Raw genomic sequence first — 11,120 nt, forward strand, 5'->3', positions numbered from 1 at the left:
CGATGTACTGGGCCGATGGAGAAGATCCGCACCCGTGGCAGTTCGTTCGTCGACGGCGAGGGGCGGCCGCTGCGGCTGCGCGGGCCCGGGCTCGGCGGCTGGCTGAACATGGAGAACTTCATCACCGGCTACTCGGGCAACGAGGCGCTGATGCGGGCCGGCGTCCGTGAAGTGCTCGGCGACGACCGGTACGAGCTGTTCTTCGACCGGTTCCTGACCTCGTTCTTCGGTGAGGCCGACGCGGCCCTGCTGGCCTCGCGGGGCATGAACTGCGTGCGGGTGCCGATCAACTACCGGCATTTCGAGGACGACGACCGGCCGTTGGAAATCAAGGAATCCGGTTTCCGGCACCTCGACCGGGTTATCGAGTCGTGCGGCCGGCACGGAATTTATACGGTCATCGATTTGCACGCGCTGCCCGGCGCGCAGAACCACCACTGGCACTCCGACAACCCGACCCACGTGCCGGCGTTCTGGACGCACCGACATTTTCAGGATCGGGCCGTGCACCTGTGGGAGGTGCTCGCCGACCGTTACAAAGACAACGGCTGGGTGGCCGGGTATAACCCGGTGAACGAGCCGGCCGACGAATCCCGCCGCGCGGTCGGCCCGTTCTATGAGCGCGTCGTCGGCGCGATCCGGGCGGTCGACCCCCGCACGACACTGTTCCTCGACGGCAACACCTATTCGACCGAGTTCGACATCTTCCCGGCCGAGCCGTGGGACAACACGGTCTATGTCTGTCACGACTATGCGCGGGCCGGCCTGGCCCGCACCGGCGACTATCCCGGCATGACGGGCACCGACTTCAGCGACAAGAGCACGCTGGAAAAGAAGTTCCTGGAACGCACCGAATATTCGCGCCGAACCGGCACGCCGATCTGGGTCGGCGAATTCGGCCCCATCTACACCGGCGACGAGCGGATCGACGCCCAGCGCCGGGTGCTGCTCGACGACCAGCTGGAAATCTACCGCCGGCACGACGCGAGCTGGTCGATCTGGACCTACAAGGACCTGGGCCTGCAGGGCCTGGCCTATGTGAAACCGTCATCGCCCTATCGGCAGAGGTTCGGTGACTTCGTCGCCAAGAAGGACCGGCTGGCCGCCGACTCGTGGGGCAGCGACCGCGTCGGCCCGGCCGAGGTGACGGTGCCGTTCCAGCAGATGATGGCGCGCGAATTCCCGGACTTCGACCCCTACCCGTGGGGCCTGCACGACTGGACCCGCACGCTCATCAACAATCTGGTTATCGCCCAGCCGCTGGCCCACGAATACGCCTCGCTGTTCCGCGGCCTCGACGAGAGCGAGCTGATCGCGCTGGCCGACTCGTTCGCCCTGGAAAACTGCGCCGAACGCACGCCGCTCCTGGAGACTCTGCAGAACGACTGAAGCGGACGGCTGGAGCCGCGATCGCCGGTGCTAGATGTGATGCCCGGCCAGGTTGTTCAACCGGGTGTGGGGCCTGTGGTGGTTGGGCGTTCTGCGAGGTGTAGAGCTTGGCGATGGCCCAGCCGTCGGCCAGGGTGCGGTGGAAGCGTTCGGTCTTGCCGTTGGTTTGTGGCCGGTGAGGGCGGGTGGGGTTGGAGTGCTGGTTGTGCGGTTTTGCGGCGGTGGCACCCCAATCGTCTTCGACGATCAGGTTAAGTCAGCGCGACGTTAGCGTGGGACATGGTGGTCGCACCTCCTCGACCAACGTCCCCACACATCACAGCTAGACCGAGGTCGCGTGGTGCTGGCCGTTGGTCGGTGGCACCACGGTGAACTGGCTCGCGGTCGTCAAGCGCGCGGAAGCCGGCTCCGGCAGGTCGAACGCGAGCCCGGCGAGGCCGGCGGTCAGCTGGGCGGTGGTGCGGGGTCCGAGGATGACCGAGGTGATCGAGGGCCGGCGGGCCAGCCAGGACAGGGCGACCGTGGCCGTCGTGGTGCGCAGGTCGTCGGCGACGGCGGCGACCTCGTCGGCGATGTCGAAGTGCCGGGTGGCGAGCAGGCCGGCCACGAAGGAGCGGGCCGTGGGGCCGGGCATGTCGGCCCACTGGGCGAGCCGGGATCCGGGCTGGGGCGGGGTATCGCGACGGTACCGGCCGGCGAGCACGCCGCTGCCGAGGGGACTGTACGCGAGCACGCCGAGTCCCTGCTCCCGGCACGTGGGCAGGATTTCGGCCTCGATCGCGCGGGCCATGACCGAGTAGTTGGCCTGCAGGCTGACGAAGGGCGTCCCGTGGCCGCGCTGGGCGGCCCATTGAGCAGTGACGATGCCCGCGGCGGTGAAGTTGGAGCAGCCGAGGTAGCGCACCTTGCCCGCGCGGACGAAACCGTCGAGCGTCGCCATGGTCTCGTCGGCGGGTGTGTCGGGGTCGGGCAGGTGGCACTGGTAGAGGTCGATGTAGTCGGTGCCCAGGCGGCGCAGGCTCGCGTCGAGCGCCCGGGTCAGGTGGGCTCGGGACAGGCCCCGGTGGTTGGGGCCGCTGCCCTGGGGTCCCGCCGCCTTGGTGGCCAGGACGACGTCGGCGCGGCGGGCGGCGATGGCCCGGCCGACGACTTCCTCGCTGGTGCCGCCGCGGTAGATGTCGGCGGTGTCGATCAGGTTGTGGCCGGCGTCGAGGAACGCGGCGATGATGCGGTGGGCCTCGGTCTCGGAGGTCGGCGCCTGCGGGTCGGTGCCGAAGTTCATCGTGCCCAGCGCGGCCGCGGAGACGCGCAGGCCGGATCGTCCCAGTGTCGGCATGGTGCCCCCGTCTAGAATCGGAATTGTGATTCCGCTTGAAAATACGGAACCTGGATTCCGATTGTCAACGGGGCGGAGGGCTGGGACATGATGCGGTCGGACGCGGCCCGCAACCGGGTCAAGGTGCTGGAAGCGGCCGAGGCCGTGCTGGACGAGCAGGGACTGTCGGCCCGGATGGACGAGATCGCCCGCCGGGCTGGTGTGGGCGTCGGGACGCTCTACCGGCACTTCGCCACCAAGGAGGCCCTCTATCAGGCGATCGTCACCGCGCGCGTCGACGCGCTGTTGAATCAGGCGGCCCGGCTGCGCGCGACCGCCGATGCCGGGAGTGCCTTCTTCACGTTCTTCGCCCGGATCGTTGCCGACGCGGGGCGGAAAAAGGCGTTGACCGACGCGTTGCACGGGGCCGGCATCGATCTCAAGGCCCAGCAGACCGGCCAGCAGGCGAGCATGCGCGCGGCGATCACGGAACTGCTCCACGACGCTCAGCGCGTGGGCACGGTGCGGTCCGACATCGAGCTGCCCGAGGTGCTCGCCCTGCTGAGGGGGGCCAGCATGGCGGCCGAAACCGGCGACTACCCCGGCACGGTCCTCGACCGGAGCCTGAGCATCCTCTTCGACGGCCTCCGCAGTGAGCCGGGCGCATGAGACAGCCAACGGCATGAGCTGGGGCCGGGCGCATGAGACAGCCAACGGCATGAGCTGGGGCCGGGCGCACGAGACAGCCAACGGCGTGAGCCGGGGCCGGGCGCATGAGACGGCCTGCGCCGCCGAGGCTGAGCTGGGCGCATGGGAGACGGTGCAAAGGGACCGCGTGACGGACCGATCGGGCCTACGCGTTCCCCGGCTCCCGGCGACGGCCGGCCGGATGCGGGCTGTCGGCATGGCGACACCTCGGGCCCGGCCGCGCTTCGTCGTCGCGGGGCTGGAAGTGCGCGTTGCCCCTGGGCAGGGGCCGGGCGGGAACTAGCGCCGGCCTCGCCACCGAGGCCGCCGCGGGCGGGAAATGGGTTGGCGCACGAGGTGAACCTGATCGATGGTTTCAGCGTGTGAGGAGCATGTTTTCGCCGGATTGCCGGGGGGCTGGTGGCCATGCGAAGGAACCGAAAGCCGACCGCCGATGAGGCGGCCATCATTCTGGCCGCCGTGGCGCGGGAGACGAAGTCGTACACCGATCCGAGAGCCGAATATCCGCTGGCCGAGAAGGCGCGTGAGGCGCGCCTGGCCGGGGCCGACCGGCGCCGCTGGCGGCGCTCGCATTAGGACCGCGACGTCATCGCGGCCAGCGCCGCCCGGGTCTGCGCGTCCGGGTCGGGGCCGAGCGGCCGCAGCACGACCGTCGACGCCCCGGCCGCTTCCAGCTCCGCTATGCGGGCGGGGAGTTCGGAGGCCGGCCCGGTCAGCCCGAAGACCGAGGAGGGCGGCACGCCGAGCCACGCCGCCTGGCCGGCGATCGCCTCCCGGGTGACCGACGCGGCATGGGCCGGGTCGTCGTCCACGCGCAGGAAGGCGAAGACGATCAGCTCGTGGGCGGGGCGGGAGCCGGCCGCGACCCCGCGCTCGATGTGACCGCGGGCGTCGTCGATCGCGGACGGCCCGTGGCCCTCGGCGATGATCGTGCCGTCGGCGACCCGCCCCGACAGCTCCAGCGACTTCGGCTGGACCACTCCGGTGACGATCGGGGGGACCGCGGCCGGCGGGTGCACGAGCTTGACCCCGTCGATCGTCACCTCGCGGCCGTGCAGCGTCACCGGCGAGCCTTCGAGCAGGCCTCGGACGGCGACGATCGTCTCCTCCAGCAGCGCGAGCTTGCGTGGCGTCGAGGCGCCGACCTGGGCCATCCACTCCGGCACCCCGTGCCCGACGCCGGCGACCAGGCGGCCGGGGGCCGAGCGCTCGAGCATGGCCAGCTCCATCGCCAGCAGCGCCGGGTTGCGCAGCGCGACCGGCGCGATGCCGATGCCGACCCGCAGCCGTTCGGTGGCGGCCAGTGCGAACGCGGTCGACGCGATCGCGCCCGCCCACCCGAGGTCCTCGACCACCCAGAGGTCGTCGGCGCCGAGCGATTCGAGCAAGGCCGCATAGCCGGTGAGCTCGGACGGCGGGCGGTCGCGGTCGAACATGAAGCCGATCCGGATCATGGCCGCAGCCTACCCGGCGGCGACCGCCTCGACCGCCCGGTCGACGTCCTCCTCGTTGTTGTAGACCGCGAAACTCAGGCGGCAGCTGGCCGGCGGGTCGAGGCGCAGCGCGTGGTGGGCCAGGGTCGCGCAGTGGCAGCCGGCCCGCGCCTCGACGCCCCGCTGGTCGAGCGCCTTGGCCAGGGTGAACGGGTCGGTTCCGGTCCGGTTGAAGGCGATCAGCGGGGCCCGCTCGCGCGGACCGTAGATGGTCAGGCCGTCGATGGCGGCCAGCGCCCGGTGGGCCCGGCCGGTCAGCTGGGCGGTGTGGCGGGCCAGGCGGTCCATCGTGCGCTGGGTGACCGCGTACGGGAAAGAGCCCGTGCCGCCGAAGAGCGGCCGTTCCGAAGAGGCCGTGAGGTCGGCGAGTAGTCGCAGAGCCTGGGCGGACACGATGACGCCGAGGATGTTCGGCGTGCCGGCCGAGTATTTCCAGGGCAGGTCGTTGTAGTCGACGTGGTCGGGGAAGACGCGGCCCTCGGCGATCATGTCGCCGCCGTAGAGGAACGGCCGGCCGTGCCGCAGCAGGTGTTCCTTGGCATAGAGCACGCCGACCCCGAACGGCGCCAGCATCTTGTGGAACGAGAACGAGAGGTAGTCGACGTCCTCGCGCTGCACGTCGACCGCCCGGCCCGGCACGAGTTGGGCGCCGTCGATCAGCAGTCGCGATCGGCGCTCGCCGGTCGGCTGGAGGTAGCCGCTCGCGTCGGCGATCCTTCGCAGGATCGCCAGGTCGGGGCGGCTGCCGGTGAAGTTGGAGGCGCCGGTGCAGCAGATCAGCTTGGTGTGCCGGTCGACCAGGGACGCGAGATGCTCCAGGTCGACGTTGCCGTCGGCGTCGAGGCGGGCCGGCCGGCACTCCACGGTCTTTCCCAGGCGGGGCAGGATCTCGTGGGTCAGCGCATACCAGGGCACGAAGTTGGAGTTGTGCTCGAGCATCGTGGTGACCACGTTGTCGCCGTGGCGGAACTCGGTGAGCAGCGAGTACATGACCGCGTTGTGGGCCTCGGTGGTGTTGCGGCCGAGCACCAGGCAGCGGCGACTGGGCGCGTTGATCCAGCGGGCGATCGTGTCGTACGCGTCCTCGAACAGATCCGTCGTCCGCCGGGAAGCCGTCGACTGTCCTCGATGGACGTTCTCGTACCACGGGATCAGCTCCCGATAGAGCTCGACCAGTTCGCGCGGTGGCTGGGTGCTGGCGGCGTTGTTGGTGACCACGCGGCCGGTCCGCGGGAAGTCGAAGTGGGCGCGGATCCGCTCGACGTCCAGGCCGGTCATGGTCTGGTCTTCCAGATGCCGGCCATCAGCGGCCACAGCATCGGCCGGTCCGGGTCGCCGGCCGCGTCGTCGGTCAGCCGGGCCAGCGCCGCCTCGGCCTTGTCCCGGGTGGTGACGCCGTTGGCGATCGCCGACGGGAGCAGGCTGCGCAGGACCTGGCCGAGCATCACGCCGCCCTGCGAGAGCGGGACCAGGAGGCCGGAGACGTCGGTGCCGTCGGGGGTCCCGACGCCCGCCTCCTTGAGGAAGGTGGACAGCCGGAGGCCGGCCCGGACGTCGCAGCCGGCGGCCGTGAACGACTCGATCACCAGGGCCGCGACCTCGTCGACGCCGGGCGCGGCCGGGACGCAGCAGGCCGAGGTGAGGTCGTAGTCCTGGATCACCAGGTGGCCCCCCGGGGCGACGGCGTCCCAGAGGCGGCGCACGACCTCGACCCGCTGGGGCAGATGGAACAGCAGGAGGCGGGCGAAGACGAGGTCGTACCGGCCGGGGATCAGGTCGCGGGTGATGTCGCCGAGGAGGATGTCGCAGTTCTCGCTCCGCAGGTCACTGGCGACGACCTCGACCAGGGCGGGATCCGAGTCGAGCCCGGTCACGTGGCCGGCCGGCCCGACGCGCCGGGCGAGCAGGCGCACGGTCTCCCCGGGTCCGCATCCGACGTCGAGGCAGCGGGCGCCGGCGGGCAGGGCGATCCGGTCGAGCAGGCGGGCGGTGGCGGTCTCCCAGATGCGGGCCTGGGCCCGGAGACGGTCGTATTCGGCGGTTTCGCGGAGCAATGAGTAGCTGGTCATGGCAACGATGCTCGGCCGGACGGCCGTTTGTTGCGTCGTGGAGGCGACCACGAGGTTTCGCCTGTCGCCGACCGGACGTACCTTCGGCCCATGCCTCGCGTGTTGCTGCAGCGTGACGCGGAGATGGCCGCCCTCGGGCGCCACCTCCGCGAGGTGCGGCAGGGCGCGGGCCGGGTCATGGTCGTCTGCGGTCCGGCCGGCATCGGCAAGTCGAGTCTGCTCGCCGCGGCGGCCGACGCGTCCGGGCTGCGGGTGCTGCGGGCCAGTGGCAGCCCGCTCGAGCAGGACGCGGGCTGGGGCATCGCGCGGCAGTTGTTCGCGCCGCTGCGGGACAGCTCGTCGTGGACGGGCGCGGCCGCTCCGGCCCGCCGCGCCCTGGACGCCGACTTCTTCGAGCCGGCGCTGGCCGGCGACGCCATGCACGCGGCCGCCCACGGGCTGACCTGGCTCGCCTGCGGCCTGGCCGACCGGGCGCCGACGCTGCTCGTGGTCGACGACGTGCACTGGGCCGACGCGCCGTCGCTGCGCTGGCTGGTCCAGTTGAGCCGGCGGCTGGGCGACCGGCCGTTGGGGGTGCTCGGCGCCGTACGCTCGGGCGACCCGCCGGCCTCGCCGGGCCTGCTCGCCGAGCTGCTGGCCGCCGCGTCGTCGGCTCCGGTGCGGCCGTGCCCGCTCGGCCCGGAGGCGGTCGCCGCCCTGGTCGGCCTCCGGCTGCCGGCGGCCGGGCCGTCGTTCGCGCTGGCCTGCCACGCGGTGACCGCCGGCAACCCGTTTCTGCTCGGCGCCCTGCTGGCGCACGTGGTGGCGGAGGGAATCGAGCCGACCGACGAGATGGGGGCGCGGCTCGGGGCGTTCGGGCCCGAGCAGGTGGCCCGCGTCCTCGACCGCCAGCTGGCCCGGCTGCCGTCCGGGGCGGGCGATCTGGCGCGGGCGTTCGCGGTGCTCGGGCGCGCGGTCCCGCTGCGGCAGGCGGCGGCGCTGGCCGGCTTGGACCCGGCGACGGCCGCGCTGACCGCCGACCACCTCGGCGAGGCCGGCCTGCTCCGCCGCACGGCCGAACCACCGTGGCCGGCCGCGGCCCGGCTCGGCGGGCCGGCGCCGGCCGACCGGGGCACGTATGCGCTTGTTCACCCGCTCGTGGCGGCCGCCCTGCACGAGGGGATGGCGCCCGGCGAGCGGGCCCTGTGGCACGCCCGCGCGGCCGGGGTTCTGGCCTCGGAACGGGTCGACCCGGAGGTCGTCGCCCTGCATCTGATGCGGACCGAGCCCGCACGCGACCCGGCGACCGTGCGAGCACTCCGCCGGGCGGCCGAGCGGGCCGGCCGGCGCGGCGCGCTGGAGAGCGCCGAGGCGTTCCTCCGGCGGGCGCTCAACGAGCCGCCCGGCGAACCCGGGGACGAGGCCGAGGTGCGAGCCGAACTGGGACTGTTGCTGGCCACACAGGCCGGGCCGGAGGCGGCCGGGCTGCTGCGCGAGGCGCTCGACCTGGCGTCCGATCCGGAGCGCCGGGCGCGGCTCGCGCTGGCCGGTGGGCGGGCGCTGGGGCTGGCCGGATACTTCGACGACGCGTTCCGGCTGTGCCGGCGGGGGCTGGAACGGCCGGACGGGGTTTCGCCGGTGCTGCTCGGGCGGATCGAGGCCGAGCTGATCGGAAACGCGTGGACCCGGGCCGGCTGGCTGGGGGAGGCCCGGCTGCGGCTCGCTTCGCCCAAGGCCGATCAGCTGACAGCGGTCGGCCGGGTCAACGAGGCCTGGATCGCCCTCTACGACGGGCGGCCGGTCGAGGAGACCCGGGCGTTGCTGGACGGCGCGAACGACGACGAGGAGGACCGGGACTCGATTCTGGGCACCTCGGCCACGATCGCGATGATCGCCTGCGGTGACCTGGACGAGGCGCGGGCGCGGTGCGGGGCGCTGATCGACACGGCCCGGGAGCGGGGGTGGCTGATCGCGCTGGCGCACGGCGGGTTCCTGCGGGCGATGGCCGAGGTGCCGGCCGGGCGGATCGACGAGGCGGCCGAGGACGCCCGGATGGCGTACGAGTTCAAGAAGCACAGCAGCCCGCCGATCGCGATGATCTGGTCGCTGCTGCCGCTGGCCGACGTGCTGATCGAGCAGGACGAGCTCGACGAGGCCGCGCGGGTGCTCGATCAGGCGGTGGCGGTCCCGGGCTCCCTGACCGCGCCGATGCTGTGGGAGCGGCGGGGACGGTTGCGGCTCGCCCAGCACCGGCCGGCCGAGGCCCACGAGGCGCTGGTCCGGGCGGCCGGCGAGTGGCAGGGGCTGGGCATGCTGCATCCGGCGATGGCCACGTGGCGGGTCGACGACTGCTTCGCCCTGGCCGAGCTGGGCGAGATGCGGGCGGCTCGCCGGCTGGCCGGCGAGCACCTCGCGAGCGCCCGGCAGGTCGGCGTCCAGGGCCCGATCGGGGCCGGGCTGCGCGCCGCCGCCCGGGTCGGCGAGCCGGTCGAGAACCTCACCGCCGCGGTCCGGCTTCTCGACGGCAGCCCGTTCACGCTCGAACTGGTCCGGGCCCTGGTCGACCTCGGCGCGGCCAAACGCCGGGCCGGTCACCGGGCGGGCGCCCGCGAGCCGCTGACCCGCGCCCTCGACCTGGCCGCGCGCGGCGGCATGCGCGCGCTGGCCGACCGGGCCCGGGCCGAGTTGCTGGCGGCCGGCGCGCGTCCCCGCCGCACCGCCTGCTCGGGCTGGGACGCCCTGACCCCGGCCGAGCGCCGGGTCGCAACCCTGGCCGCCGAGGGGTGCGCCAACCGGGAGATCGCCCAGCAGCTGTTCGTGACCCGCCGGACGGTCGAGACCCACCTGACCCACGTCTTCCAGAAGCTCGGCGTCGCCACCCGGGCCGAGCTCACAACGACGCGAGCCGCCCGCTGAGGAACGCCCGCTCGGCCTCGTTGTCGGTCAGCGCCAGCGCCTCCCGGTAGGCGTCGGCCGCCTCGGCCGCGCGGCCCAGCCGGCGCAGGAAGTCGGCGCGGGCCGCGCTCAGGTAGCCGTAGGTGGCCAGCGACGGCTCGGCGAGCAGCGGGTCGAGCGCGTCCAGGCCGGCCTGCGGGCCGTCGCGGAGTCCGATCGCGACGGCCCGGTTGAGGTCGACGACGGCCGAGCCGGGCCAGAGGCGGCGCAGCATGTCGTAGAGGGCCACGATCTCGGACCAGTCGGTGTCCTCGAAGGACGGAGCTTCGGCGTGGACCGCGGCGATGGCGGCCTGCACGGCGAACCGGCTGGGCGGTCCCCTCCGCAGGGCCTCGGCCAGCAGGGCGCCGGCCTCGGCGATCAGCGAACGGTCCCATCGCGTACGGTCCTGATCGTGAAGAAGGCGCAAGGCGCCGTCGCCGGAAAGACGCGACGCCGAGCGTGCGTGATTGAGCAGCAGCAGCGCGAGCAGCGCCGTGACCTGGGCGTCAGCCGGCATGAGAAGGTGTAGGAGCCGCGCCAGGGCGATCGCGCCGTCGACCAGATCGCGCCGGACGACCTGATCGCCGGCCGGCGGAGCGTGGCCCGTGGTGAAGATCAGATGGACGACGTCGAGCACCGCACCGACGCGCTCACCGAGCTGCTCGGGCGCGGGCACGCGGTAGGGGATGCGGGCCGCGGCGATCTTCTTCTTGGCGCGGGTGAGGCGGGCCGCCATCGTGGGTTCCGGCACCAGGAAGGCGCGGGCCACCTCGGCCGTGGAGAGCCCGCAGACGAACTTGAGGGTGAGCGCGACCTGGGTCTCGCGGGCGAGCGCGGGGTGGCAGCAGGTGAAGATCAGCATGAGCCGGTCGTCGGGGATCGACGGCGTCTCGATCACCAGGAGGGGCAGCCGCCGCCGCATCGCCTCCTCGCGGCGCAACACGTCGAGGGCCTTGTTACGCGCCACCGCCGACAGCCAGGCGCCCGTCCTGTCCGGCACACCGTCGCGCGGCCACGACTCCAGTGCCTTCGCGAACGCCTCCTGAGCACACTCCTCGGCGAGGTCGAAGTCCCTGGTCAGACGCACGGTCGTCGCCAGCACCTGCGCCCAGTCGCGGGGGGGGGGGGCCCCCCCCCCCCCGCCCCCCCCCGGCGACGGGCACCCGGGTCGGCGGCCGGCCCCGGGGCGCACCCCCCGTGGCCGGCCCCCCCCCCCGGCCCCCCCCCCCC

At 73.1% G+C, this 11,120-nt stretch carries 9 protein-coding genes and 1 pseudogene; 4 read left to right on the top strand and 6 right to left on the bottom strand.

Features of this window, described 5'->3' with window-relative positions; translation table 11 throughout:
• Positions 1 to 15 precede the first annotated feature (15 nt).
• Complete coding sequence (locus AB0M88_RS00920) at positions 16 to 1,389, top strand: cellulase family glycosylhydrolase (RefSeq protein ID WP_364093467.1); 1,374 nt, start codon at positions 16 to 18, stop codon at positions 1,387 to 1,389.
• A gap of 94 nt (positions 1,390 to 1,483) precedes the next feature.
• Here AB0M88_RS00920 and AB0M88_RS00925 read toward each other — a convergent pair.
• Both AB0M88_RS00925 and AB0M88_RS00930 read right to left on the bottom strand, forming a co-directional pair.
• Positions 1,484 to 1,576 (bottom strand): annotated as a pseudogene (locus AB0M88_RS00925) (integrase core domain-containing protein); the annotation flags it as partial.
• A gap of 135 nt (positions 1,577 to 1,711) precedes the next feature.
• Positions 1,712 to 2,725: an aldo/keto reductase gene (locus AB0M88_RS00930; protein WP_364093470.1), complete on the bottom strand. Its 1,014-nt coding sequence runs from the start codon at positions 2,723 to 2,725 to the stop codon at positions 1,712 to 1,714.
• Between the two features lie 87 nt (positions 2,726 to 2,812).
• Between AB0M88_RS00930 and AB0M88_RS00935 the strand changes: the two genes are divergently transcribed.
• On the top strand, positions 2,813 to 3,373 hold the full coding sequence (locus AB0M88_RS00935; RefSeq protein WP_364093473.1) for a helix-turn-helix domain-containing protein: 561 nt from the start codon (positions 2,813 to 2,815) through the stop codon (positions 3,371 to 3,373).
• Positions 3,374 to 3,817: 444 nt separating this feature from the next.
• Positions 3,818 to 3,988, top strand: coding sequence for a hypothetical protein (locus tag AB0M88_RS00940; protein WP_364093476.1), 171 nt, complete (start codon positions 3,818 to 3,820; stop codon positions 3,986 to 3,988).
• Here the strand turns inward: AB0M88_RS00940 and AB0M88_RS00945 are convergent.
• From AB0M88_RS00945 to AB0M88_RS00955, 3 genes are read right to left on the bottom strand one after another with little or no spacing between them, the layout of a single operon-like run.
• Entirely contained in the window at positions 3,985 to 4,866 is an 882-nt protein-coding gene (locus AB0M88_RS00945; RefSeq protein ID WP_364093478.1) for an LLM class flavin-dependent oxidoreductase, read from the bottom strand. The two genes, AB0M88_RS00940 and AB0M88_RS00945, sit on opposite strands and share 4 nt — an antisense overlap.
• Before the next feature lie 9 nt (positions 4,867 to 4,875).
• On the bottom strand, positions 4,876 to 6,183 hold the full coding sequence (locus tag AB0M88_RS00950) for an aminotransferase class V-fold PLP-dependent enzyme (protein WP_364093481.1): 1,308 nt from the start codon (positions 6,181 to 6,183) through the stop codon (positions 4,876 to 4,878).
• Positions 6,180 to 6,974: a class I SAM-dependent methyltransferase gene (locus tag AB0M88_RS00955; RefSeq protein ID WP_364093484.1), complete on the bottom strand. Its 795-nt coding sequence runs from the start codon at positions 6,972 to 6,974 to the stop codon at positions 6,180 to 6,182. The genes AB0M88_RS00950 and AB0M88_RS00955 overlap by 4 nt, the downstream gene beginning before the upstream one ends.
• A gap of 90 nt (positions 6,975 to 7,064) precedes the next feature.
• Here AB0M88_RS00955 and AB0M88_RS00960 point away from each other — a divergent pair, with 90 nt between their 5' ends.
• Complete coding sequence (locus AB0M88_RS00960) at positions 7,065 to 9,869, top strand: AAA family ATPase (RefSeq protein ID WP_364093487.1); 2,805 nt, start codon at positions 7,065 to 7,067, stop codon at positions 9,867 to 9,869.
• Here the strand turns inward: AB0M88_RS00960 and AB0M88_RS00965 are convergent.
• The gene (locus tag AB0M88_RS00965) at positions 9,844 to 10,992 is read right to left on the bottom strand and encodes a DUF6596 domain-containing protein (RefSeq protein WP_364093490.1); all 1,149 of its coding nucleotides are present in this window, start codon (positions 10,990 to 10,992) and stop codon (positions 9,844 to 9,846) included. The genes AB0M88_RS00960 and AB0M88_RS00965 overlap by 26 nt on opposite strands.
• Positions 10,993 to 11,120: the final 128 nt, after the last annotated feature.

Origin of the sequence: Actinoplanes sp. NPDC051411 (assembly GCF_040682075.1) — a bacterium.
GTDB lineage: Bacteria > Actinomycetota > Actinomycetes > Mycobacteriales > Micromonosporaceae > Actinoplanes.

What these genes read in the sequence shown, in the direction of transcription:
- AB0M88_RS00920 (WP_364093467.1), top strand. Translation starts at nt 16, where the DNA reads ATGGAGAAGATCCGCACCCGTGGCAGTTCGTTCGTCGACGGCGAGGGG.
- AB0M88_RS00930 (WP_364093470.1), bottom strand. Translation starts at nt 2,725, where the DNA reads ATGCCGACACTGGGACGATCCGGCCTGCGCGTCTCCGCGGCCGCGCTG.
- AB0M88_RS00935 (WP_364093473.1), top strand. Translation starts at nt 2,813, where the DNA reads ATGATGCGGTCGGACGCGGCCCGCAACCGGGTCAAGGTGCTGGAAGCG.
- AB0M88_RS00940 (WP_364093476.1), top strand. Translation starts at nt 3,818, where the DNA reads ATGCGAAGGAACCGAAAGCCGACCGCCGATGAGGCGGCCATCATTCTG.
- AB0M88_RS00945 (WP_364093478.1), bottom strand. Translation starts at nt 4,866, where the DNA reads ATGATCCGGATCGGCTTCATGTTCGACCGCGACCGCCCGCCGTCCGAG.
- AB0M88_RS00950 (WP_364093481.1), bottom strand. Translation starts at nt 6,183, where the DNA reads ATGACCGGCCTGGACGTCGAGCGGATCCGCGCCCACTTCGACTTCCCG.
- AB0M88_RS00955 (WP_364093484.1), bottom strand. Translation starts at nt 6,974, where the DNA reads ATGACCAGCTACTCATTGCTCCGCGAAACCGCCGAATACGACCGTCTC.
- AB0M88_RS00960 (WP_364093487.1), top strand. Translation starts at nt 7,065, where the DNA reads ATGCCTCGCGTGTTGCTGCAGCGTGACGCGGAGATGGCCGCCCTCGGG.